Raw genomic sequence first — 21,610 nt, forward strand, 5'->3', positions numbered from 1 at the left:
CGGGCAGTCTCCGCCGCATGATCCGCCTCGCCAGCTTCAACGTGAACTCCGTCCGCAAGCGGGCGCCGCATATCCTGCGCTTCCTGGCGCGGCAGCAGCCGGACCTGCTGTTCCTGCAGGAGCTTAAGTGCAGGACGGAGGAATTCCCGGCGATGGACTTCACCTCGGCCGGCTACCAGGTGCATGCGGTGGGGCAGACAGGCGGGCGCAACGGCGTGGCCGTGATCGCCCGCATCCCCTTCGAGGTGGTGGCCGAATCCCTGCCCGGCGACGATTCCGATAGCCAGGCCCGCTATATCGAGGTCTCGGCCGCCGGGATGCAGGTGGCGGGCATCTACCTGCCCAATGGCAATTCCGGCGGCGCGGAGGGCTACCTGTACAAGCTGGCCTGGATGGAGCGGCTGCGGCGCCAAGCCCAGGCGCGGCTGGATGCCTTCACGCCCTTCGCCATCCTGGGCGACTTCAATGTCTGCCCCACCGAGCATGACCTGGCGCCCGGCGCCCTGCCGCCGACCGATGCGCTGGTGCGGCCGGAGACGCGGGCCGAATGGCGGGCGCTGGAGCATCTCGGCCTGACCGATGCGCTGCGCGCTCTGCATCCGGCGCCGGAGCGGCTCTATACCTACTGGGACTATGGCTCGGCCTTCGAGCGCAATGCCGGGCTGCGGATCGACCACGCGCTGCTGAGCGCGGAACTCGCCGAGCGGCTTTCGGCCTGCACGGTGGATGTGGATCCGAGGGCGGAGGAACAGCCCTCGGACCATACGCCGCTGGTGGTGGACCTGGCGGATTGATTCCGGCCCGGGCCGGGCGCTGCCGCCGGGCCCGGGATGGGCGGCGTCAGCGCCAGTGGCCGCGGCCGCCGCGATAATGGCCATGGTGGCGGCCGCGGTCCCAGCCGCCATGGTGGCGCGGCGGGCCATAGTAGCGGGGCGGCGGCGCGTAATAGGGGCGGTAGACCGGGCGCGGCGCGTAGTAGCGCGGCGGCGGCGGCGCGTAGTAGGGCTGGGCATAGCCATAGCCGTAGCCATAGCCGCCCACCGGCGTGACATCGGCGGCGACCACGCAGCCGGGCGCGAAGACCAGCGCCGGCAGCAGCAGGAACAGGGCACGGAGGCGGCGCATGGCGGGGTCTCCCCTGCGGCGGGCCGGTTTCGTCCGGGGGCCCTGCCGCTTGATAGGGAGTTAACCCCCCGCCCATGTCCGGGTTCGGGCGCGATCGCGGCGCCGCCAAGGCCGTTTGCGGCGGAGCCGCCTTAAAGCACCTGCGGCGGCGGCGCCTTAAAGCAGTCTGCGGCGGCGGCGCCTTAAACCGCTACTGGTCGGCGTAGATGTGGCCTTCCTCGGCCGCGCCCGGATGCGTCACCGCGCCCTGGGAGGCAGGCCCCACCGTCTGGGCGTATTTCCACAGCGCGCCGGAGGTATAGAGCGTCTTGCGCGGGGTCCAGGCGGCGCGGCGCGCGGCCATCTCGGACTCGGGCAGCATCACGTCGATGGTGCCGGCCTCGGCATCGATGACGATGGGATCGCCATTCTTCAGCAGGGCGATCGGGCCGCCCACCGCCGCCTCCGGCCCCACATGGCCGATGCAGAAGCCGCGCGTGGCGCCGGAGAAGCGGCCATCGGTGATGAGGGCCACCTTGTCGCCCATGCCCTGGCCATAGATGGCGCTGGTGGTCGACAGCATCTCCCGCATCCCCGGGCCGCCCTTCGGGCCCTCGTAGCGGATGATGATGACGTCGCCGGGCTTGTAGGCGCGCATCTCCACCGCCTTGAAGGCATCCTCCTCGCAATCGAAGCACAGCGCCGTGCCCTCGAAGCGCAGGGTCTTCATGCCGGCGATCTTCACGATGGCGCCTTCCGGGGCGAGCGAGCCCTTCAGCGAAACCACGCCGCCGATGGGCGAGATCGGATCGCTGGTCGGGCGCACCACGTCCTGGTCCTTCGGGACGATGACCTCGGCATGGTTCTCGGCCAGCGACTTGCCGGTGACGGTGATGGCGTCGCCGCGCAAGTAGCCGCCTTCCAGCAGCGCCTTGATGATCACCGGTACGCCGCCGATGTTGAACACGTCCTGCGCGACATAGCGGCCGCCGGGCTTGAGGTCCGCGATATGCGGCGTGGCGCGCATGATCTCCGCCACGTCATGCAGGTCGAACTTGATGCCGCATTCATGCGCGATGGCCGGCAGGTGCAACGCGGCGTTGGTGGAACCGCCGGTGGCGCCGACGATGGCGGCCGCGTTGAACAGCGCATCGCGCGTCACGATATCCCGCGGCCGCAGGTTCCTGCGGATCAGTTCCACCACGGCGCGGCCGGATTGCACCGCGTAGAAGTCGCGCGATTCGTCGGGCGCCGGGGCGCCGGCGGAACCCGGCAGGGCCAGGCCGATGACCTCGGAAATGCAGGCCATGGTATTGGCGGTGAACTGGCCGCCGCAGGCGCCGGCGCCCGGGCAGGCATGCTGCTCCAGCTCCAGCAGGTCGGCATCGGACATATTGCCGGCGGCGTGCTGGCCCACCGCCTCGAAGACATCCACCACCGTCACGTCGCGGCCACGGAAGCGGCCCGGGCGGATCGAGCCGCCATACATGAAGACGGAGGGCACGTTCAGCCGCACCATCGCCATCATCACGCCCGGCAGCGACTTGTCGCAGCCGGCCACGCCGACCAGCGCGTCATAGCAATGGCCGCGCATGGTCAGCTCGATGGAATCGGCGATCACGTCGCGGGACGCCAGGGACGACTTCATGGACTGGTGGCCCATGGCGATGCCGTCGGTCACCGTGATGGTGGTGAATTCGCGCGGCGTCGCGCCGGCCTCCTTCACGCCGACCTTCACGGACTGCGCCTGGCGGGACAGCGCGATATTGCAGGGCGCGGCCTCGTTCCAGCAGGTGGCGACGCCGACGAAGGGCTGGTCGATCTCCTCCTGCGTCAGGCCCATGGCGTAGTAGTAGCTGCGATGCGGCGCGCGTTCCGGGCCCACGGTGGTGTGGCGGCTCGGCAGCTTGGACTTGTCCCACTTGGTCATGGTGCGTTTCCCGGCGGTTTGGGATGGGCGTGCCACAGCTTTTCGGGTCCGACCAGGGGAAGATCGTGGTTTCCGGTGATGGGAGCAGGTTAGGCTGCGTTTCCATGCAGCCCGAAGCGGACCCAGCCAGCCCCTCCATGTCCCGTCCGGACTTCTACGCCTGGGCCCTGGCCGAGGATCGCGGGCGGCATGAGTTGGTGGAAGGGCGCGTCCAGGCGATGCCCCGCCGCACCGTGGGCCATGCCCGCACCCGCGCCGCGTGCTGGCGCGCTCTGGCCGAGGCCATCGGCTTGAAAGGGATCGCGGCCGAGGTGCTGATGGGCTCTGCCGTCGAGATCGGTGAGGCGACGGTGCATGTGCCTGATCTGGTGGTCGCGGCCGGACCGCCGCTGCCGGGCGATGCGATCGCCGTGCCGAACCCTGTCGTGGTGGTGGAGATCGCCTCAGTCGGCAGAGTTGATCTGTCGAGAAAGCTTGTCGACTACCTCAGCACCTCCTCGATCCGCCACTACCTGGTCCTGCTGCCGGATACGCGCATCCTGGTGCATCACCGCAGGGCCGAGGACGGCACCATCCAATCGGCCATCCTGCGGGAGGGCTTGCTCACCCTGGACCCGCCCGGCCTGAAGGTCGCGGTGGAGGCGTTGTTTCCGAAGGCCTGAGGCTCACCCCAGCGCCAGCAGGAACCCCACGCCCAGCACCAGCCCGACCACCGCCCCCAGCCCCTGCGCCTGGGCCCGGTTCAGCCGCAGCCCGGCCACCACCCGTCCCGGCAGCACCGCGGCAAACAGCCAGACGGGCACCGAGAACACCACGATGGCCGCCAGCAGCTTCAGCGTGCCGGGTTCCAGCATGCTCAGCCCGCGATCCGGGCCAAGGCCGCGTCCAGCCGCGCCATCTCCGCCTGGAAGGCGGCGAGGCGTTCGCGGTTCTCCTCCACCACCTCCTCCTTCGCCCGCGCCACGAAATCGGCATTCCCGAGCTTGGCCAGCACCTTGCCGGCCTCCGCCTCCGCCTTGGCGCGGGCCTGGCCGAGGCGGGTGCGTTCGGCCGAGAGGTCGATGACATCGGCCAGCGGCAGCATCACCGTCGCCTCCCCCACCACCACCTGCGCCACGCCCTTGGGCACGGCGCCTTCCAGCGGCCGCACCTCGGTGGCACGGGCCATGCGGCGGATCACCTCGATCCAGGCCTCGGCCCGGGCGAGCGTGGTGCCGGAGGCGCCGGAGAGCAGCAGCGGCACGGTGATGGAGGGCGGCACGTTCATCTCGGACCGCACGCCGCGCACTTCGCCGATCAGCTTGACCAGCCAGTCCAGCTCCTCCCGCGCCGCCTCGGCATCGGTCACCGGCACGGCTCCGGGCCATTCGGCGCGGATCAGGGTGCATTCGGCGCCATAGCCGAATTCGGCGTGCAGGGCCTCAGTCATGAAGGGCATGGCCGGGTGCAGCAGTTTGAGAATCGTTCCGAAGACATGCTGGGCGGCGCCCTTCACCTCGTCCTTGGCGGGGCCATCGGGGCCGTTGAGGACGGGCTTGGCGAATTCCAGGAACCAGTCGCAGAAGCTGCCCCAGACGAAGCGGTAGCTTGCGCCGGCATATTCGTCGAACCGGAAGGCCTCCAGCGCCGCCGTGGCCTCCGCCACCGCCCGGTTGGACCCATCCAGGATCCACCGCGCCAGCGGCGTCCTGGCGGATGCCGGATCGAAGGCGGGATCCGCCTTGATCCCGTTCATCTCCAGGAAGCGCGCGGCGTTCCAGATCTTGGTGCCGAAGGACCGGAAATCCTCGACGCGCTTGCGGCCGAGCTTCACGTCGCGGCCGGGGCCGGTGAGCGAGGCGATGGTGAAGCGCAGCGCGTCCGTGCCATAGGCCTCGATCAGCTCCAGGGGGTCCATGACGTTCCCCTTGGACTTCGACATCTTCTGGCCCTTCTCGTCGCGGACCAGGCCGTGGATGTAGACCTTCTGGAAGGGCACCCGGCCATCCATGAAGTGCAGGCCCATCATCATCATCCGGGCGACCCAGAAGAAGATGATGTCGAAGCCCGTCACCAGCACATCGCCCGGATAATACTTTTCCAACTCGGGCGTCTGGTTCGGCCAACCGAGCGTCGAGAAGGGCCAGAGCGCCGAGCTGAACCAGGTGTCCAGCACATCGGGGTCGCGCACCAGCTCCACGTCCCGGCCAAACTTGGCCTTCGCAGCGGCGCGGGCCTCCTCCTCGGTCTTGGCCACAAAAACCTCGCCATCCGGCGCGTACCAGGCGGGGATCTGGTGGCCCCACCAGAGCTGGCGGGACACGCACCAGGGCTGGATGTCGCGCATCCAGGCGAAGAAGGTGTTTTCCCACTGCCTTGGCACAAAGACGGTCTGGCCGGTCTCCACCGCCTTGATCGCCGGCTGCGCCAGCGTCTTGGCGTCGACATACCACTGCATGGTCAGCCGCGGCTCGATCGGCACGCCGGAGCGGTCGCCATGCGGCACCTGGTTCACATGCGGCTCCACCGCCGCCAGCAGTTCCATCTCCTCCAGCTTGGCGACGATCGCCTTCCGGGCGGCGAAGCGGTCCTGGCCTTCCAGGCTGCGGACGAAGGCGTCCTCCGCCCAGGGGCCGGGAATCTCGGCCAGCGTCACCTTGGCATCGGCATCGAGCACGGAGGGGCTGGCCAGGCCGTGCCGCTTGCCGACCTCGAAGTCGTTGAAGTCATGCGCGGGGGTGATCTTCACCGCGCCGGTACCCTTCTCGGGATCGGAATAGGCATCCGCCACGATGGGAATGCGCCGTCCGGTCAGCGGCAGGACCAGGAATTTGCCGACCAGGTCGGCGTAGCGGGCATCCTCGGGATGCACCGCGACGGCCGTATCGCCCAGCATCGTCTCCGGCCGGGTCGTCGCCACGGTGACAAAACGGCCCGGCTCGCCCTCGACCGGATAGCGCAGGTGCCAGATGCTACCCTTCACCTCCCGGCTCTCGACCTCAAGGTCCGAGATCGCGGTCTGGAACACCGGATCCCAGTTCACCAGGCGCTTGTCGCGATACAGCAGGCCCTGGCTGTACAGCGTGACGAAGACTTCGCGGACGGCCTCGGACAGGCCCTCATCCATGGTGAAGCGCTCGCGCGGCCAGTCCAGGCTGGCACCCAGGCGGCGCAGCTGGCGGGTGATGGTGCCGCCGGATTCGCGCTTCCATTCCCAGACATTGGCGAGAAAAGCCTCGCGCCCCATCTCCCGCCGCTTCAGCCCCTGCGAGGCGAGCAGCCGCTCCACCACCATCTGCGTCGCAATGCCCGCATGGTCCGTGCCCGGCTGCCACAGCGCGTCGCGCCCCTGCATCCGCCGGAAGCGGGTCAGGATGTCCTGCACCGTCATGGTCAGCGCGTGGCCGATATGCAGGCTGCCCGTGACATTGGGCGGCGGGATCATGATGGTGAAGGGCTTTTTCGAATTCTCGGGATGCGCCGCGAAGGCGCCGGAATCCTCCCAGCCCTGATACAGGCGGGGTTCGATGGCGGCGTGGTCGAAGGTCTTGTCGAGCATGCGGCATCCCTTCCCCGCCGGCCCGCTTCCGTCAAGGGCCGGCTGGACGCCGCCCGGCCCGCGGCCCATAGGATTCAGCCGGGAATGGAGACGAAGCCATGCACAAGATCGGTCGCCGTCCGCTGCTGGCGGGACTCGCGGGCGCCACCCTCGCCGCCCCTGCCCTGGGTCAGCCGGCCTGGCCGAACGGCCCCATCCGCATCATCGTCCCCTTCCCGCCCGGCGGTTCCGTGGACACCATCACCCGCCTGCTGCAGCCGCGCCTCAGCGCGGAACTCGGCCAGCCGGTGGTGATCGAGAACCGGCCCGGCGCTTCCGGCGCGCTCGGCACCGCCGCCGCCGCGCGTTCAGCGCCGGATGGCAACACCTGGGTGACCGTCTTCGACAGCCACGCGGTGAATCCCTCCTTCATCAGCAATCTCGGCTTCGACGCGAAGCGGGACCTGGTGCCGGTGATGCAGATCGGCGCCGCGCCCATGCTGATCACCACCCACAATTCCCGCCCCTGGCAGAAGCTGGAGGAGGTGATCACGGCGGCCAAGGCGGCGCCGGATACCATCACCTATGGCAGCATCGGCGTCGGCAGCCTCTCGCACCTGACCATGTCCCTGATGCAGCAGCGCGGCGGCTTCAAGATGGTCCATGTGCCCTATCGCGGCGGCGGCCCGATGAGCGCGGCAGCCGCGGCCGGCGAGCTCGACCTGCCGATGGCCAGCAATGCCGGCCTCGGCGGCCAGGTCGGCCAGTCGCTGCGCCCCCTGGCGCAGACCGGCGGCCGCCGCTCGCCCCTGTTCCCGGACCTGCCGACGGTGGCCGAATCCGGCGTGCCGGGCATCGATGCCCAGGCCTGGTGGGCGGTGCTCGGCCGCGCCGGCACGCCGGAGCCGATCCTGCGCCGCTTCCACGCCGCACTGGCCAAGGCGCTGGAGGTGCCGGAGGTGCGTGCCCGGCTGGCGAATCCGATGGGGGTGGAGATCGTCGCCTCGACGCCCGAGGATTTCGGCCGATTCCTCGACACCCAGATGGAGACCTGGGCGGCGGTGATCCGCGACAACAACATCAAGCCGGACTGAAAGCCCGGCCCGGCGGGATCAGGGCGCGGCGCGCCCGATCACGCGCTCGATCTCGACGCGCACCAGCCGCTCCACCAGCGGCGGCAGGTGCTGGTCGAGCCAGGCCTTCAGCAGCGGGCGGATCTCCTCCCGCACCACATCCTCGATCGAGGGGCCGCCCCGGGTGACCGTCGCGGCACGTTCCTCCGCCACGCTGCGCAACAACGTCGCGAGCGTCGCCGTGGTGGCGGCGGCCACCGCCGGGGCGATCAGCCCTTCCGCCGCGGACATCACATTGGCGACCGTCATCGGCGGCTCGGGCTCCGGCGAGGGCGGCGGGCCAGGCGGCGGGGGGGACAGCAGCTCGGGCGCCGCGGCCTGGACCGGCGCGGGCTCCGGTTCCGGCTCCGGCCCGGGCTCGGCTTCCGCTTCCTCCGCCGCCGCAGGCTCCGCCGCCGGCGGGGCGGCGACCAGCATCGCCTCGGTCAGGTCCAGCGGCTCGAACTCGGCATTGGGATCGGTCGGCTTGGCCGCACCCTCCTGCGCCTCGTCCTCGTTCAGGATGCGGCGGATCGAGGCGAGGATGTCATCCATCGCCGGATCATTGCCCGCGCCCGGCCGGCCGGGCTGGCCCGCCCCGCTCATGCCTCAGCGTCCCCGGTCGGCGTAGTCGCCGAAGCCAATCCAGCGGTTCCGCACCTCGCGGTAATAGGCCTCCATGTCATAGATCTGCACCGGCAGGCTGAGGTCCCGCGCGGTGAGCCGCCCGACGGACGCCGCCAGGCTGTGGGACGCCGTGATCACATTGGCCAGGGCGCGCACCAGGCTGACGCGGGCATTCAGCAGTTCCTGCTCCGCATTCAGCACATCGAGCGTGGTGCGGCTGCCGACGATCGCCTCCCGCTGCACGCCGTCCAGCGCGATCTCGGCGGCGCGGATCTGGGCGCGGACGCTGTCCACCTGGGCGCGGGCGGCGTTCAGCGTCTCCCAGGCCGAGGTCGCCTGCTGCGTCGCCTGCCGGCGCTGGTCATCCACCACCTGCCGCGCCTGCTGCGCCGACTGCCGGGCCTGGCGCACCTGAGCATATTCGGCGCCGCCCTGGTACAGCGGCACGGTCAGGTTCGCCGTCACCTGCGTGCCGTTCAGCCGCGTATCAACGGTGGAGGTGGAGTTGTCGTTGCGGAAGGTGGAGCCGGTGACGCTGACCTGCGGCAGCAGGCTGGCGAAGTTCACATCCACCAGGTCGCGCGCCGCGGCCTCGTCGAACAGGGCGGCGACCACGTTCGGATTGTTCTGCCCGGCCAGCGTGCCGGCCTCCGCCGCCGTGGCCAGCGGCACGCGCAGCGGCTGCGGTGCCACCAGCGCGCGCGGCGGCTGGCCGACGAGGCGGGAGAAGGTGGCGCGGGACTGCTGCAGCCGCCCCTCGGCATCGGCGCGGGAGGCGCGGGTGCCGGCCAGGCGGCTTTCCGCCTGGGCCACGTCCGTGCGGGTGATCTCGCCCACCCGGAAGCGCTCATTCGTCGCCTGCAGCTGGCGGGTCAGCACCTGCTCGTTGTTGATATTGAGGCGGACCTCCTCCTGGTCCCGGATCACCGCGACATAGGCGTTCACCGTATCCGACAGCACCTGCTGTTCCGTCGCCAGCAGCCGGGCGCGCTGCGCCAGCACCTGGTTCTCCGCCCGGCGGGTGGAGGCCACGGTGCGGCCGCCGCGATAGATCGGCTGCGTGACGGAGGCCTGGTTCGAGACGATGTCCCGCGACCGCCAGGGGGAGGTGACACGATCGCCCGCATTGGTCGAGGTGGTGGCCTGGCCGACGCCGGTCGCGATCTGCACCGTGGGCCGCCAGCCCGACAGCGCCTGGGGCACATTCTCATCCACCGCGCGCAGCTGGGCGCGGGCGGCCTGCAGCGTTGGGTTGTTGGAATAGGCGAGCGCCAGCGCCTCCTGCAACGACTGGGCGGCGGCTGGGCGGTGGCTGGCCACCAGGGCGGCGGGCGCCATCAGCAGCGCGGAAAGCGCGAAAGCGGGGCGGGAGAAGATCATCGGTCGGCGGCTCCTACTGCCCGCGCGGCGGGGCGGGTGGACCAGCATGCAGTCTTGGTCGCGGTCTTGGTCTCGGCCACAGGCCAGCCACGGCGCCTTGCGCATCCGCCGATGCCAGGGCTCGGCGGCCTCAGCATCAGAAGACGAAGCCCGGCGCCGGCTGGAACTGCGGCAGGGGCAGCGTGGCGCAATCGAAGGCATCCGTCACGCTGAAGCTGCCACCCTGCCGCAGCCCCCAGACGGCGCGGGAGGCCTGGCCGCGCTCGGCGGCGGCCAGCACCGTCACCAGCCGGCCGCCTTCGGCCAGCTGGGCGGCGAGGGACTCGGGCACGGTGGGCACCTGCCCCTCGATCAGGATGGCGTCATAGGGGGCGCCGGCGGCATGGCCCTCGGCCGGGTCGGCCTGCACCAGGGTCACCGCTCCGGCCGGCAGCAGGGCGGACCAGGCGCGCCGGGCGAGGCCCGCCAGCACCGCATCCGATTCGATGGCGACCACGCGCGCGCCGCAGGTGGCGGCGACGGCCGCGGCGTAGCCGGTGCCGGCGCCCAGCACCAGCATGCGGTCGCCCTCACGCAGCCGCAGCAGCTGCAGCAGGCGGGCGATCACCATCGGCTCGATCAGCGCGCGGCCGCCGGGCAGGCGCACATCCTCATCGGCATAGGCCAACGGGGCCAGGTGCGGCGGCAGGAAGGCCTCCCGCGGCAGGCGGCCCATGGCGGCCAGCAGCGCCGGATCCGTCACCTTGTTCGGCCGCAGCTGGCCATCCACCATGAAGCGTCGCGCCGCCGCCATGGCATCCGCCGCATCCGCTGCCGCAGTCTTCGAGGGGGTCGCCGCCGCGCGATCCAGGTCCATCATCGCCGCCTTATCCATGCCGCGCTTATACGGGTCCGCCCGCCGGTGGCCAAGCACCGCTTCGGCGACGCAGCATCGGACCACCACACGGCCAAGACGTTGAGGAAGCCTTGACCGGACGCTTGACCGCCGCCGCGCCCTGCCGGATAGAGGCGCCGCTCCTGGGTGCGGCTCCGCCGCATTTTGGAGTTAGCTTCACGGTGCGGCTCCGCCGCACCTTGGGGCCGCGTGGCAGAGTGGTGATGCAGCGGACTGCAAATCCGTATATGCCGGTTCGATTCCGGCCGCGGCCTTACTTTTCCACCCCATCCTGCAGCTTCTTCTGCAGGGCGGGTTTACCGGGGACCGGGTGCTTGCTATAGCCCGCCCCCTCGGCTGATCCGGCGTGGCGCAGCGGTAGCGCAGCGGACTGTTAATCCGTTGGTCGTTGGTTCGAATCCAACCGCCGGAGCCAATTTTTCTTCAATCACACGATGTCGGGCCTGATAGGCCCGTGCTCGCCTGGGGTGCACCCCGCCGGATCGTGATGGCGCCCGGCGCCACCGCGCCTTGCGGCGGCGCAGGGCCTCCGGCAAGAAACTTCGTCATCGCAACGGGTGCGGATCGCGGGTGGACGGTTGGACCGAAGCTGGGATGGTCGCAGCCCTGTCGCCAGGCAGGACCCCGCCCCGCCTTGCGCTCTTCGACCTGGATGGCACCCTGGCTGATAGCCGCGCCCTGATGTTCGAGGCGCTGGACCAGGCGGCGCGGCATTTTGGCTTTCGCCGGGTGACCGAGACCGAGGCCGAGGCGCTGCGCGACCGCGATGCCCGCGCCGTGCTGCGGGCGCTGGGCGTGCCGCTGTGGAAGCTTCCGCGCATCGCGGCCCATATCAAGGCCCAGGCCAGCCGCGCGCCTGCACCGCCGCTCTTCCCGGGCATCGGCGCCATGCTGGCGCGGCTGGAATCGGCCGGCGTGACCCTGGCGCTCGTCTCCTCCAACTCCGAGGCCAATGCCCGCCGCGCCCTAGGCGCGGAGGCGGACTGCATCCGGCACTGGGCCTGCGATGCCACGCTGTTCGGCAAGGCGTCGCGCTTCCGCCAGGTGCTGCGCCGCACGGGCTGCCTGCCGGGGGAAGCCATCGCCATCGGCGACGAGCTGCGCGACATCGCCGCCGCCCGCAGCGCCGGCCTTACCGCCGGCGCCGTGGCCTGGGGCTATGCGCTGCCCTCTGCCCTGGCCGCGGCCGGGCCGGATATCCTTTTCGCCAGCGTGGCGGATATCCCGGCCTTCTTCGGAGTTTAGCGCTCCCCTGCTACGCCCTACTGCGGCATCCCCTCCGGGATCACCGTCGCGATCAGGGACGAATCCAGCGCCTCATATTCGTGGTAGCCGATGGTGGCGTAGAGCTGGGCGCGGGTCTGCATGCGGTCCAGCATCTTCATCGTGCCGCCGTCGCGGTTGATGGCGGCGTAGAGCTCCTCCATCGCCTTGGCGGCGACGCGCAGATGGCTGACCGGCCAGATCACCATGGCATAGCCGAGGTCCTGGAATTCCTGCGCGGTGAAGAAGGGGGTGCGGCCGAACTCCGTCATATTGGCCAGCAGCTTCACCCCCGGCATGCGGCGGGCGAATTCGGCGAACATCTCGCGGGTGACCAGCGCCTCAGGGAAGATCGCATCCGCCCCGGCTTCCAGATACAGCTTTGCGCGGGCCACCGCGGCATCCATGCCCTCGCTCGCCACCGCATCGGTGCGGGCGATGATGGTCAGGTGGCGGCGCGCCTTGCGGGCGGCGGCGACCTTGGCCGCCATGTCCCGCGCATCGGCCAGCTTCTTATCGTTCAGATGGCCGCATTTCTTGGGCAGCAGCTGGTCTTCCAGATGCACCGCGCCGGCGCCCGCTTCCTCGAAGACGCGGACCATGTGCATGACGTTCAGCGCCTCCCCATACCCCGTGTCGCCATCCACCAGGATGGGCAGGCCGGAGGCGCGGGAGACCTGGCGGATATGGAAGGCGACCTCGTCCACCGTGATCATGCCGAGGTCCGGCAGGCCCATGGTGGCGGACATGGCCGCGCCCGACATGTAGAGCGCCTCGAACCCCGCCTGCTTGGCCAGCAGGGCGGCGATGCCGAGATGCGCGCCCGGCATCTGGAGGATCTGCGGCCGGTCCAGCAGGGCGCGGAAGCGGACGCCCGCGGGGGCGTCGGGCAGGTCGTCGGCGATCACATAGGGCATGGCGGGCTCTCCGTATCAGCGCGCCCGCACGACTATCAGGCGGGCTGCCGGGCGGCTAGCTTTGCCCAGTTGGAGGGGTCTCCGGCACCTCGCCGATATCCTCCGCCCAGACCTCCGGCCTTTCGCGCTGGAAGCGCTGCATCAGCGCGGCGCAGGCAGGGTCGTCCAGCACCGTCACCTTCACCCCCCTCTCCCGCAGGAAGCCCTCGTTCCCCGCAAAGCTGCGGTTCTCGCCGATGACGACGCGAGGGATGCCGAATTGCAGGATGGTGCCGGTGCACATCATGCAGGGGGTGAGCGTGGTGTAGAGCGTGGTGCCGGCGTAGCTGCGCAGGCGGCCGACCCGGCGCAGGCAGTCCATCTCGCCATGCGCGATCGGGTCGTTCTGCTGCACCCGGCGGTTCCGCCCGGCCCCCAGCAGCCGCCCCTCCACACCCACCAGCACCGCGCCCACCGGCACGCCGCCTTCCTCGAACCCCGTCTGCGCCTGGGCGAGGGCCAGGGCCATGAAACCTGCGTCGTCCATCAGGCGCCCCGGAAGAAGATCAGGGTGATCAGCACGAAAAGCGGCACCAGGAAGACCACCGCCCAGCCGCAATAGGCGAAGAAGGACGGCATGCGCACGCCATTCTCCTCGACGATCGCCTTCACCATGAAGTTCGGCGCGTTGCCGATATAGCTGTTCGCCCCCATGAAGACCGCGCCGCAGGAAATCGCCGCCAGGGTCAGCGCCTTCTGCCCCATCAGCGTCAGCGGATCGCCACCGGCGAGCTCGAAGAAGACGATGTAGGTCGGCGCATTGTCGAGGAAGCTGGACAGCACCCCGGTCATCCAGAAATACACCCAGGGGATCGGCGCGCCATCGGGGGTGGAGGTCAGCGCGACCAAGCCCGCCGCCGCGCCTTGGCTGCCGGCCTGCAGGATGGCCAGCACCGGCGCCATGCAGACGAAGATCGCGGCGAACAGCTTGGCCACTTCCAGGATCGCGCCCCAGGCGAAGCCATTCGCTTCCCGCAGCGCCGGGCTGGTGAAGGCGACGGAGATGGCGGTGATGGCCAGGAACAGCAGGATGCCGACCACCCGCTCCACCTCCATCACCTGGCCCAGCACGTTCATGCTGCCCAGCTTCACATAGCCCATGCCGATAACCACCCCGACGATGGCCAGCACCAGCCAGACGTTCAGCCAACCCTCCAGCCCCACCGCCTCCTTGGCGACGACCGGCGGCACCGGCTTCTCCCGGTTCCAGGCGAGCGTATCCAGCACCCAGTAGACCGCCAGCAGGATCACCACGCAGGTGGCGAATTCGGCGAAGAGATGCGTGGTCGGCCAGAAGAAGGACACGCCGCGCAGGAAGCCGAGATACAGCGGCGGGTCGCCCACCGGGGTCAGGCTGCCGCCGATATTGGCCACCAGGAAGATGAAGAAGACGAAGGTATGCGTCTTGCGGGTCCGGAAGGCATTGGCGCGCAGCACCGGGCGGATCAGCAGCATGGCCGCGCCCGTGGTGCCCATCATGCTGGCCAGGATGGTGCCGATGGCCAGCAGCGCGGTGTTCACCGTGGGTGTGCCGACCAGAGACCCCTTCAGCAGCACCCCGCCGCCCGCGGTATAGAGCGCCAGCAGCAGCGCGATGAAGGGCACGTATTCCAGCACCATGACATGCGCGAACTGGTACCAGGCGGCGCCGGCGCCGAAGACGGCCGCGAAGGGCAGCAGGAACAGCGCGGCCCAGAGGGCGGCGATCTTGCCATAGTGGTGGTGCCAGAGATGGCCGGCCAGCAGCGGCATCAGCGCGATGGACAGCAGGATGCCGACGAAGGGGATGCCCCAGGCCAGCGAAAGCTCCGCCCCCGGCACCCCCGCGGCCCAGGCAGGGGCCGGCACCAGTGCGGCCATCGCCAGGCCGGCCGCCATGCGCAGGCCGCGCGCCATCATCACGCTCATCCAAGACCCCCCGTTCCGGCCATCCCGCCCCAAGGCTTAACCGCTCAGCCGCAGCGCGTCACGATCCCGTGGCCCTGCCCCGCCAGGCCGGGAAAAGCGGCCCAGTATCACCTTCCCTCGCCCCTGCCCTTTCCGCGCCGGCCTCCCGCGCCTAACTTCCGCGGCTGCAAAGCGGAGACCTCACGCATGGAAATGTCCGGCGAACGGCGCATCGGCGCACCTCGGGAAAAGGTCTGGGAGGCGCTGAACGACCCCGCCGTCCTGCAGGCGGCGATTCCCGGCTGCGAAAGCGTCGAGCGGATCGGGGACGACCAGTTCCAGGCCAAGGTCTCGATGAAGCTCGGCCCGATGTCCGCCAAGTTCGGCGGCAAGGTGCTGCTGTCCAATATCGTGCCGCCCGAATCCTACACCATCTCCGGCGAGGGCCAGGGCGGCGCCATGGGCTTCGCCAAGGGCGGCGCCGATGTGGCGCTTGAGGAACTCGGCCCGTCCGACACCCTGCTGCGCTACAACGTGAAGGCGCAGGTCGGCGGCAAGATGGCCCAGCTGGGTGCGCGGCTGATCGACAGCACGGCCAAGTCCATGGCCGACCAGTTCTTCGACCGGTTCGCCGCCCAGCTGCAGCCGGCAGCGCCCGAGGCGGTGGCCGTGGCAGGGACGGATACCGAATACCTGGCCGAGCCCGGCGCGCCGGCGCCGATCACCCAGCATGGCGCCGATGGCGTCTCGCCGGGCGGTGCCGTGCATCGGCCAAATCCGGCGCCGGCGCAGATGCCGCTGCCGCTGCGCCTGCTCACCCAGGATTTCATGGGCTTCCCCGCCCAGGTCTGGCTGGGCGGCGCGGCGATGATCGTCGTCCTCGCGCTCATCTTCCTCACGTGATCCCAGCCGACGTCGCTGCCACGCAGCGGATGCTGGCGGGGGGCGGCTATGTCGCCGACCGTCAGCTGGCCACCACCATCCACCTGGCGCTGCGCATGGGCCGGCCGATCTTCCTGGAAGGGGAGCCCGGCACCGGCAAGACCGAAATCGCCAAGGTCCTGGCCGCCCAGCTGCCGCGCCGCCTGGTGCGGCTGCAATGCTATGACGGCATGGACCTCGCCTCCGCCGCCTATGAGTGGAACCACGCCAGGCAGCTGATGGCGATCCGCCTGGCCGAGGCCAGCGGTGCCGCGACGGACCGCGCTTCGCTGGAGGCTGGCATCTACGACCGCCGCTTCCTGCAATCCCGCCCCCTGCTGGATGCGCTGGAGGGCGCGCCGGCCGTCCTGCTGATCGACGAGCTGGACCGCGCCGACGAGCCCTTCGAGGCCTTTCTCCTGGAGATCCTGGCCGATTTCCAGATCAGCATCCCCGAGCTCGGCGTGGTGAAGGCGGCGACCCCGCCGGTGGTGGTCATCACCTCCAACCGGACGCGGGAGGTGCATGACGCGATCCGCCGGCGCTGCCTGTATCACTGGGTGGACTACCCCGACGCCGCCCGCGAGCGCGCCATCCTGAAGATCCGCGCGCCGCAGGTGGGGGATGCGCTCTCTGCCCAGGTGGTCGCCTTCGTCCAGGCCGTCCGCGGCGCCGACACCTTCAAGCCGCCGGGCGTCGCAGAGACCATCGATTGGGCCGCGGCACTCTCCGCGCTGGATGCGCGGGAGCTGGAGCCGGCCCTGGTGGATGAGACGCTGGGCGCCCTGCTGAAGTACCAGGACGACATCGCCCGCATCCGCGGCGCGGAGGCGGCGCGGCTGGTGGCCGAGGCCAAGGGGGCGGCGGCGGCGTGATCCCGCCGAAAAGCGCGCTGCTGCTGCCGCAGGCGGGGCCGGGCGGCGCGCTGGCGGCCAATCTGCTCGCCTTCGGCCGGCTGCTGCGCCGCGCCGGCCTGCCGGTCGGCCCGACCGAGATGCTGGCCGGCGCCGAGGCCCTGACCGCGGTCGAGATCGGCGACCGCGCCCAGCTGCACGCCGCGCTGCGCGCCACCATGGTGCACCGGCACGAGCACTTTTTTCTGTTCGACCAGGCCTTCGGGCTGTTCTGGCGCGATCCGGAAGCAGGCCGGCATGCCGCCGCCATGGCGCTGATGGAGGGCGTCACCGAACCCGCCAAGCCGAAGCCCGCCGATCGCCGCTTGGCGGAAGCCATGCAGGGCGACCGGCCCAAGCCTCCGAAACCGCCGGAGGAACCGCCCGAGGACCGGGTCGACATGACCTTCACGGTCAGCGAGCGCGAGCGCCTGCAGAGCATGGATTTCGAGGCGATGTCCGCCGCCGAACTGGCCGCAGCCAAGCGCGAAATCTCCAAACTCGTCCTGCCGCTCGACGCCCGCCCCACCCGCCGCTTCCGCACCGACACCGGCGGACCGATGGCCGATATGCGCGCTACAACACGGAAAAGTCTGCGCACCGGCGGGGAGATCCTGGACATCGCCCGCCGGCGCCGCGTGGTGCGGCCGCCGCCGCTGGTCGCACTCTGCGACATCTCGGGCTCCATGGCCCGCTACGCGCAGATCCTGATCCATTTCCTGCACGCCATCGCCAATGACCGCGACCGCGTGCACACCTTCCTCTTCGGCACCCGCCTGACCAACGTCACCCGCCAGCTGCGCCACCGTGATGCCGAAGTGGCCTTCGAGGCGGTGGCCAAGGCCGTGCCGGACTGGTCCGGCGGCACCCGCATCGGCGATTCGCTCGACCTGTTCAACCGCCTCTGGTCCCGCCGCGTGCTCGGCCAGGGCGCCGTGGTGCTGCTGATCACCGATGGGCTGGATCGGGAGGGGGCGCGCGGCCTGTCGGAGGCCACCGACCGGCTGCAGAAAAGCTGCCGCCGGCTGATCTGGCTGAACCCGCTGTTGCGTTACGCCGCCTTCCAGCCCAAATCTCAGGGCATCCGGGCGATGCTTCCGCACGTGGATGAGTTCCGCCCGGTCCATAACCTGACGAGCTTGCGCGACCTGGTCTCCGTCCTGTCGGACCCGCGCGCCGGCCGAATGAGGAGCGCGGCATGAGCGCCGATTCCGAAGACATCCTGGCGACGGCCGCCGCCTGGCGCGCGTCGGGCGAGGATGTGGCGATCGCCACCGTGGTGGAGACCTGGGGGTCCTCGCCGCGGCCGGCCGGGTCGCGCCTGGTGGTCACCGCCTCCGGCCGCATGGAGGGCAGCGTCTCGGGCGGCTGCATCGAGGGGGCGGTGGCGGATGCGGCGAAGCAGACCATGCAGACCGGGACGCCGCAGTTGCTGGACTTCGGCATCTCGGACGATCGCGCCTGGGAAGTCGGCCTGGCCTGCGGCGGCAAGCTGAAGGTCTTTGTCGAGAAGGTCGGATGACGCCGGACCTTCTCGCCCGGCTGACCGCGGCGCGCGACGTCAAGCGCCCCGTGGCGCTGCTGACGCGGCTGGATAGCGGCGCGCAGCTGCTCTTCCCCGATGATGCCGTGCCGGAGGCGCTGGCCGCCGAGGCCGAGGCCGCGCTGCGCGCCGACAAGGCCCGCAATGCGGAGCAGGATGGCGCGCCCTGGTTCATCCAGCCGCAGAACCCGCCGCTGCGGCTGATCGTGGTCGGCGCAGTTCATATCGCCCAGGCGCTGGTGCCGATGGCCGCCCGCCTCGGCTATGCCGTCACCGTGGTCGACCCGCGCCGCGCCTTCGCCACGGAGGAACGCCTGGGCGCCGAGGTTGCGATCTCCTCCGACTGGCCGGATGAGGCGATGACGGCGCTGGCCCCCGATACCCGCACCGCCGTGGTCACCCTGACGCACGACCCGAAGCTGGACGACCCGGCGCTGGAAGTCGCGCTGCGCAGCCCGGCCTTCTACATCGGCTGCCTCGGCAGTCGAAGGACGCATGCCAAGCGCCTGGAACGCCTCAAGGAAGCCGGCCTTAGCGAGGCGGAGATGTCGAAAATCCATGCGCCGGTCGGGCTCGATATCGGCGCCGTCACGGCGCCCGAGATCGCGGTCTCCATCCTTGCCCAGATCGTCGCCGCCCGCCGCGGAGCGGCATCTGAAACCGCCCGTGGGCCAAAGTCGGACAAGACATGAACTTCGGCCCCACCCCGCTGGAGGAGGCGCGCGGCGCCATCCTCGCCCATACCGTCCGCCTGACCGGCAGCGGCACGACCAAGGTGCTGAAGAAGGGCATCGTGCTGGACGAGGAGGCGATCGCGGCGCTGCGCGAGGCCGGTCGGCGCGATGTCATCACCGCCCGCCTCGAATCCGGCGACGTGCCGGAGGATGAGGCGGCGGACCGCATCGCCGATGCGCTGATGGCGCCCCTCATCGCCCGGTCCCGCGCCGCCACCGGCCGGGTGAACCTGTTTGCCGAAAGCCCGGGCCTCTTCACCCTCGATGCCGCGCTGATCGAGCGGATCAATGCGGTGGATGAGAGCATCACCATCGCCACCCTGCCAAACCACTCTGTGGTCGATACCAAGGAGATGCTGGCCACCATCAAGATCATCCCCTTCGCCGTGCCCGGAAGGGTGCTGGCGGTGGTGGAGGCGATCGCGCGCGGCCGCAGGCCGGGCCAGGCGCTTACCGTGCAGCCCTTCCAGTCGCTCAGCGTCGGCCTGGTGCTGACGGAGCTGCCGGGCATCAAGGAAAGCGTCATGGAAGGCGCGGTGGAGGCGACCGAGACGCGCATCCGCGCCCTGCTCGGCACGCTGCTGCCGGTGGAACGCGTGCGGCATGAGGAAGGCCCGGTGGCGGAGGCGCTGACCCGCCTGAAGCGCGCCGGCGCCGAGCTGCTGCTGATCGCCGGCGCCTCCGCCGTCGTGGACCGCCGCGATGTCGGCCCCAGCGCCATCATCCGCGCCGGCGGCGTCATCGAGCATTTCGGGATGCCCGTGGACCCCGGCAACCTGATCTGCCTGGGCCGGGTGGGGGACGTTCCGGCGCTCGTGCTGCCCGGCTGCGCCCGCAGCCCGAAGCTGAACGGTTTCGACTGGGTGCTGGCGCGCATCTTCGCCGGCCGCAAGGTCACGGCCAAGGACGTGATGGGCATGGGCGTCGGCGGGCTGCTGAAGGAGATCGAGCAGCGCCCCCTGCCCCGCGCCGAGGCCCCGCGCACCCCGCCGCTGAATTCAACGCCGCGCCGGGCGCGCAGCGTCTGTGCCCTGGTGCTGGCCGCCGGCCGGTCCCGCCGCATGGCGCCGCTGAACAAGCTGCTGGTGCCGGATGCCAAGGGCGTGCCGATGATTCTGCGGGTGGTGGACAATGTCCTCGCCTCCCACGCCGCGCCGGTCATCGTGGTGACAGGGCATGAGCGGGAGCGGATCGAGGAGGCGCTGGCCGGCCGTCCCGTGCTGTTTGCCCATGCGGAGAACTACGCCGACGGCCTCTCGGCCTCGCTGAAGGCCGGGCTGGCCGCGGTGCCGGCGGAGGCGGAGGGCATCATGGTCTGCCTCGGCGACATGCCGCTGGTCACCGCGCCGATGCTGGACCGGCTGCTGACCGCCTTCGACCCGGAGGAAAGCCGCGCCATCGTGCAGCCCACCTTCCGCGGCAAGCAGGGCAACCCGATGCTCTGGTCCCGCGAATTCCTGGGCGAGATGCTGGCCATCACCGGCGACATCGGCGCGCGGCACCTGGCCGCGAAGCATGCCGACCGCATGGTGGCGGTGGAGATGGCCAGCGACGCGGTGCTGCGCGACTTCGACACGACGGAGAGCCTGAAGGGCCTGCCGGAGTTCGCCGGCAAGCGCTAGCCGGTCGCGAATTCCACCAGCGCCGCCGCCAGCCAGTCCGGATCGCTGACGATCAGCCCATGCGGCGCGCCGGGCCGCAGCAGCAGGCGCGCGCCCGGCACCAGCTCGGCCGTCGGGCGGCCGGTCAGCTCGATCGGGCAGGTCGCATCGGCATCGCCCTGGATCACCAGCACCGGCAGGTCCAGCGCGCGCAGCTCCGCCCGGAAATCGGTCTCCGCCAGGCTTTGGTGAAAGCCTAGCAGGAAGGGCAGGCTGGCCTGGCGGGCGAGGCCGCGGATCCAGTCCAGCATGGCCTGGCTTGGCCCCGGCCCGCCGAAGGCGCGGGCGTTGCGGGCCAGCCAGTCGGGAAAGTCCCGGCGCAGCTCCGCCCGCAATGCCACCAGCGCCTCGGCCGGGATGCCCTCCGGATTGTCCGGCCGCTGCAGCAGAAGCGGCGTCGTCGGGCCGATCAGCGCCAGCCGCGCCACGCGGTCCCGCCCATGGCGGGTGAGGAAGCGCACCGCCTCCCCGGCCGCGCCGGACATGGCGACGAGGGTGACCTCCCGCAGGTCGAGCGCGGCCAGCACATCGGCCAGGTCGTTGGCCAGGGTGTCGTAGTCCCAGCCGCGGCCGGGATCCTCCGACCGGCCATGGCCGCGCCGGTCATAGGCCACGGCGCGCAGCCCGGCCGCCGCCACGGCCTGCATCGCCTGGAACCAGCTGTCGCTCGGCAGCGACCAGCTGGCCAGGAAGACCACCGGCGCGCCCCGGCCGATTTCGCGATGGAACAGGGCGACGCCATCCCGCGTGCGGATCATGCCGCCACCGCCGCCCGGCGCAGCGCCAGGATCTGCAGGGCGGTGAAGCCCCCGGCGACCGCGGCCTGAACCAGGATGAAGGCCTGGCCCAGATGGCTCGGTGCCAGGCCGAAGGTGCCCGCCGCCAGAAGCAGGCTGTCCAGCACCCAGAGCGCGTTCAGCACGATGATGGCCAGCACCGCGCCTCGCCGCGGCGCGGCCGACAGGCCGGCCAGCGCCACCAGGCAGGCCCAGGGGATCAGGAAAAGCCCGGCGCCGCGCAGCAGCGCCTCCGGCAGTCCGAGTGGTGCGGCCAGCAGGCCTGCGCCCCCGGCCAGCAGCAGGCCGGAGGCCGCGCAGGCGGCGGCGTCGCCGAGCAGCGCCAGTTTCAGCATCGTCATCGGGTCTCTCCCTTGGATTTCGATGTGCCCACCCAACACCCACCGGCCG

At 70.7% G+C, this 21,610-nt stretch carries 22 protein-coding genes and 2 tRNA genes; 12 read left to right on the plus strand and 12 right to left on the minus strand.

From position 1 onward, the window contains the following. Window positions 1–20: 20 nt before the first annotated feature. Complete coding sequence (locus J3S20_RS19845) at window positions 21–794, plus strand: exodeoxyribonuclease III (protein ID WP_216838558.1); 774 nt, start codon at window positions 21–23, stop codon at window positions 792–794. A gap of 46 nt (window positions 795–840) precedes the next feature. On the opposite strand, the gene J3S20_RS19850 is transcribed toward J3S20_RS19845, so the two are convergent. Both J3S20_RS19850 and ilvD read right to left on the minus strand, forming a co-directional pair. Then, window positions 841–1,125 (minus strand): hypothetical protein, encoded by a 285-nt coding sequence (locus J3S20_RS19850; RefSeq protein ID WP_216838256.1) that lies wholly within the window; start codon window positions 1,123–1,125, stop codon window positions 841–843. Between the two features lie 190 nt (window positions 1,126–1,315). Then, entirely contained in the window at window positions 1,316–3,034 is a 1,719-nt protein-coding gene (gene ilvD / locus J3S20_RS19855; RefSeq protein WP_216838257.1) for a dihydroxy-acid dehydratase, read from the minus strand. Window positions 3,035–3,171: 137 nt separating this feature from the next. Here ilvD and J3S20_RS19860 point away from each other — a divergent pair, with 137 nt between their 5' ends. Further along, window positions 3,172–3,696, plus strand: a complete 525-nt coding sequence (locus tag J3S20_RS19860; protein WP_216838258.1) for a Uma2 family endonuclease — start codon at window positions 3,172–3,174, stop codon at window positions 3,694–3,696. A gap of 3 nt (window positions 3,697–3,699) precedes the next feature. Here the strand turns inward: J3S20_RS19860 and J3S20_RS19865 are convergent, their stop codons facing one another. Both J3S20_RS19865 and J3S20_RS19870 read right to left on the minus strand, forming a co-directional pair. Next, window positions 3,700–3,888 carry a hypothetical protein gene (locus tag J3S20_RS19865; RefSeq protein WP_216838259.1) on the minus strand — a complete coding sequence of 63 codons (189 nt, stop codon included), beginning with the start codon at window positions 3,886–3,888 and terminating at the stop codon, window positions 3,700–3,702. 2 nt (window positions 3,889–3,890) lie between these two features. After that, window positions 3,891–6,572 (minus strand): valine--tRNA ligase, encoded by a 2,682-nt coding sequence (locus tag J3S20_RS19870; RefSeq protein WP_216838260.1) that lies wholly within the window; start codon window positions 6,570–6,572, stop codon window positions 3,891–3,893. A 98-nt stretch (window positions 6,573–6,670) separates the two neighbouring features. On the opposite strand from J3S20_RS19870, the gene J3S20_RS19875 reads away from it, so the two are divergent. After that, complete coding sequence (locus J3S20_RS19875) at window positions 6,671–7,645, plus strand: tripartite tricarboxylate transporter substrate binding protein (RefSeq protein ID WP_216838261.1); 975 nt, start codon at window positions 6,671–6,673, stop codon at window positions 7,643–7,645. Window positions 7,646–7,663: 18 nt separating this feature from the next. Here the strand turns inward: J3S20_RS19875 and J3S20_RS30905 are convergent, their stop codons facing one another. The 3 genes from J3S20_RS30905 to J3S20_RS19890 all read right to left on the minus strand — a co-directional run bounded on the left by J3S20_RS30905 (window position 7,664) and on the right by J3S20_RS19890 (window position 10,544). After that, window positions 7,664–8,269 (minus strand): DUF2497 domain-containing protein, encoded by a 606-nt coding sequence (locus J3S20_RS30905; RefSeq protein WP_281419575.1) that lies wholly within the window; start codon window positions 8,267–8,269, stop codon window positions 7,664–7,666. Window positions 8,270–8,272: 3 nt separating this feature from the next. Next, window positions 8,273–9,670 carry a TolC family outer membrane protein gene (locus J3S20_RS19885; RefSeq protein ID WP_216838262.1) on the minus strand — a complete coding sequence of 466 codons (1,398 nt, stop codon included), beginning with the start codon at window positions 9,668–9,670 and terminating at the stop codon, window positions 8,273–8,275. Window positions 9,671–9,806: 136 nt separating this feature from the next. Then, entirely contained in the window at window positions 9,807–10,544 is a 738-nt protein-coding gene (locus J3S20_RS19890; protein ID WP_246603049.1) for a protein-L-isoaspartate O-methyltransferase family protein, read from the minus strand. A 204-nt stretch (window positions 10,545–10,748) separates the two neighbouring features. On the opposite strand from J3S20_RS19890, the gene J3S20_RS19895 reads away from it, so the two are divergent. The 3 genes from J3S20_RS19895 (at window position 10,749) to J3S20_RS19905 (ending at window position 11,810) form a co-directional block, all read left to right on the plus strand. Further along, a tRNA-Cys gene (locus J3S20_RS19895) sits at window positions 10,749–10,819 on the plus strand. 86 nt (window positions 10,820–10,905) lie between these two features. Beyond that, window positions 10,906–10,980 (plus strand) — tRNA-Asn (locus J3S20_RS19900). A gap of 179 nt (window positions 10,981–11,159) precedes the next feature. After that, on the plus strand, window positions 11,160–11,810 hold the full coding sequence (locus tag J3S20_RS19905; RefSeq protein ID WP_216838263.1) for an HAD hydrolase-like protein: 651 nt from the start codon (window positions 11,160–11,162) through the stop codon (window positions 11,808–11,810). Window positions 11,811–11,827: 17 nt separating this feature from the next. On the opposite strand, the gene prpB is transcribed toward J3S20_RS19905, so the two are convergent. Genes prpB through J3S20_RS19920 form a run of 3 tightly spaced genes read right to left on the minus strand, consistent with a single transcriptional unit; the run spans window position 11,828 to window position 14,692 of the window. Beyond that, window positions 11,828–12,745 (minus strand): methylisocitrate lyase, encoded by a 918-nt coding sequence (gene prpB, locus J3S20_RS19910; RefSeq protein ID WP_216838264.1) that lies wholly within the window; start codon window positions 12,743–12,745, stop codon window positions 11,828–11,830. 55 nt (window positions 12,746–12,800) lie between these two features. After that, on the minus strand, window positions 12,801–13,271 hold the full coding sequence (locus J3S20_RS19915) for a nucleoside deaminase (protein WP_216838265.1): 471 nt from the start codon (window positions 13,269–13,271) through the stop codon (window positions 12,801–12,803). Next, window positions 13,271–14,692 carry a sodium:proton antiporter gene (locus tag J3S20_RS19920; protein ID WP_216838266.1) on the minus strand — a complete coding sequence of 474 codons (1,422 nt, stop codon included), beginning with the start codon at window positions 14,690–14,692 and terminating at the stop codon, window positions 13,271–13,273. Before J3S20_RS19920 ends, J3S20_RS19915 begins: the two co-directional genes overlap by 1 nt. Window positions 14,693–14,878: 186 nt before the next feature. On the opposite strand from J3S20_RS19920, the gene J3S20_RS19925 reads away from it, so the two are divergent. From J3S20_RS19925 to J3S20_RS19950, 6 genes are read left to right on the plus strand one after another with little or no spacing between them, the layout of a single operon-like run. Then, window positions 14,879–15,574 carry a CoxG family protein gene (locus J3S20_RS19925; RefSeq protein ID WP_216838267.1) on the plus strand — a complete coding sequence of 232 codons (696 nt, stop codon included), beginning with the start codon at window positions 14,879–14,881 and terminating at the stop codon, window positions 15,572–15,574. A gap of 29 nt (window positions 15,575–15,603) precedes the next feature. Beyond that, window positions 15,604–16,467, plus strand: a complete 864-nt coding sequence (locus J3S20_RS19930) for an AAA family ATPase (RefSeq protein ID WP_216838561.1) — start codon at window positions 15,604–15,606, stop codon at window positions 16,465–16,467. Then, complete coding sequence (locus tag J3S20_RS19935; RefSeq protein ID WP_343215261.1) at window positions 16,464–17,687, plus strand: vWA domain-containing protein; 1,224 nt, start codon at window positions 16,464–16,466, stop codon at window positions 17,685–17,687. Before J3S20_RS19930 ends, J3S20_RS19935 begins: the two co-directional genes overlap by 4 nt. After that, on the plus strand, window positions 17,684–18,007 hold the full coding sequence (locus J3S20_RS19940; RefSeq protein ID WP_216838268.1) for an XdhC family protein: 324 nt from the start codon (window positions 17,684–17,686) through the stop codon (window positions 18,005–18,007). Before J3S20_RS19935 ends, J3S20_RS19940 begins: the two co-directional genes overlap by 4 nt. Continuing rightward, window positions 18,004–18,720: an XdhC family protein gene (locus tag J3S20_RS19945; protein ID WP_216838269.1), complete on the plus strand. Its 717-nt coding sequence runs from the start codon at window positions 18,004–18,006 to the stop codon at window positions 18,718–18,720. The genes J3S20_RS19940 and J3S20_RS19945 overlap by 4 nt, the downstream gene beginning before the upstream one ends. Continuing rightward, window positions 18,717–20,384 (plus strand): NTP transferase domain-containing protein, encoded by a 1,668-nt coding sequence (locus tag J3S20_RS19950; RefSeq protein WP_216838270.1) that lies wholly within the window; start codon window positions 18,717–18,719, stop codon window positions 20,382–20,384. Before J3S20_RS19945 ends, J3S20_RS19950 begins: the two co-directional genes overlap by 4 nt. Here the strand turns inward: J3S20_RS19950 and J3S20_RS19955 are convergent. Together J3S20_RS19955 and J3S20_RS19960 are read right to left on the minus strand one after the other, a co-directional pair. Beyond that, a complete protein-coding gene (locus J3S20_RS19955) occupies window positions 20,381–21,181 on the minus strand; it encodes an alpha/beta fold hydrolase (RefSeq protein WP_216838271.1) in 801 nt (266 codons plus the stop codon). The two genes, J3S20_RS19950 and J3S20_RS19955, sit on opposite strands and share 4 nt — an antisense overlap. Then, window positions 21,178–21,561 (minus strand): hypothetical protein, encoded by a 384-nt coding sequence (locus J3S20_RS19960; protein ID WP_216838272.1) that lies wholly within the window; start codon window positions 21,559–21,561, stop codon window positions 21,178–21,180. The genes J3S20_RS19955 and J3S20_RS19960 overlap by 4 nt, the downstream gene beginning before the upstream one ends. Window positions 21,562–21,610: the final 49 nt, after the last annotated feature.

Origin of the sequence: Falsiroseomonas tokyonensis, assembly GCF_019024325.1 — a bacterium.
GTDB classification, from domain to species: Bacteria; Pseudomonadota; Alphaproteobacteria; order Acetobacterales; family Acetobacteraceae; genus Falsiroseomonas; species Falsiroseomonas tokyonensis.

Bases quoted from the DNA above. Each gene is read 5' to 3' on its own strand.
- J3S20_RS19955 (WP_216838271.1), bottom strand. From the start codon at position 21,181: ATGATCCGCACGCGGGATGGCGTCGCCCTGTTCCATCGCGAAATCGGC.
- J3S20_RS19930 (WP_216838561.1), top strand. From the start codon at position 15,604: ATGCTGGCGGGGGGCGGCTATGTCGCCGACCGTCAGCTGGCCACCACC.
- J3S20_RS30905 (WP_281419575.1), bottom strand. From the start codon at position 8,269: ATGAGCGGGGCGGGCCAGCCCGGCCGGCCGGGCGCGGGCAATGATCCG.
- J3S20_RS19885 (WP_216838262.1), bottom strand. From the start codon at position 9,670: ATGATCTTCTCCCGCCCCGCTTTCGCGCTTTCCGCGCTGCTGATGGCG.
- J3S20_RS19940 (WP_216838268.1), top strand. From the start codon at position 17,684: ATGAGCGCCGATTCCGAAGACATCCTGGCGACGGCCGCCGCCTGGCGC.
- J3S20_RS19960 (WP_216838272.1), bottom strand. From the start codon at position 21,561: ATGACGATGCTGAAACTGGCGCTGCTCGGCGACGCCGCCGCCTGCGCG.
- J3S20_RS19850 (WP_216838256.1), bottom strand. From the start codon at position 1,125: ATGCGCCGCCTCCGTGCCCTGTTCCTGCTGCTGCCGGCGCTGGTCTTC.
- J3S20_RS19925 (WP_216838267.1), top strand. From the start codon at position 14,879: ATGGAAATGTCCGGCGAACGGCGCATCGGCGCACCTCGGGAAAAGGTC.
- J3S20_RS19875 (WP_216838261.1), top strand. From the start codon at position 6,671: ATGCACAAGATCGGTCGCCGTCCGCTGCTGGCGGGACTCGCGGGCGCC.
- J3S20_RS19945 (WP_216838269.1), top strand. From the start codon at position 18,004: ATGACGCCGGACCTTCTCGCCCGGCTGACCGCGGCGCGCGACGTCAAG.
- J3S20_RS19905 (WP_216838263.1), top strand. From the start codon at position 11,160: ATGGTCGCAGCCCTGTCGCCAGGCAGGACCCCGCCCCGCCTTGCGCTC.
- J3S20_RS19890 (WP_246603049.1), bottom strand. From the start codon at position 10,544: ATGGATAAGGCGGCGATGATGGACCTGGATCGCGCGGCGGCGACCCCC.
- J3S20_RS19865 (WP_216838259.1), bottom strand. From the start codon at position 3,888: ATGCTGGAACCCGGCACGCTGAAGCTGCTGGCGGCCATCGTGGTGTTC.
- J3S20_RS19950 (WP_216838270.1), top strand. From the start codon at position 18,717: ATGAACTTCGGCCCCACCCCGCTGGAGGAGGCGCGCGGCGCCATCCTC.
- J3S20_RS19860 (WP_216838258.1), top strand. From the start codon at position 3,172: ATGTCCCGTCCGGACTTCTACGCCTGGGCCCTGGCCGAGGATCGCGGG.
- J3S20_RS19915 (WP_216838265.1), bottom strand. From the start codon at position 13,271: ATGGACGACGCAGGTTTCATGGCCCTGGCCCTCGCCCAGGCGCAGACG.
- ilvD (WP_216838257.1), bottom strand. From the start codon at position 3,034: ATGACCAAGTGGGACAAGTCCAAGCTGCCGAGCCGCCACACCACCGTG.
- J3S20_RS19920 (WP_216838266.1), bottom strand. From the start codon at position 14,692: ATGAGCGTGATGATGGCGCGCGGCCTGCGCATGGCGGCCGGCCTGGCG.
- J3S20_RS19870 (WP_216838260.1), bottom strand. From the start codon at position 6,572: ATGCTCGACAAGACCTTCGACCACGCCGCCATCGAACCCCGCCTGTAT.
- prpB (WP_216838264.1), bottom strand. From the start codon at position 12,745: ATGCCCTATGTGATCGCCGACGACCTGCCCGACGCCCCCGCGGGCGTC.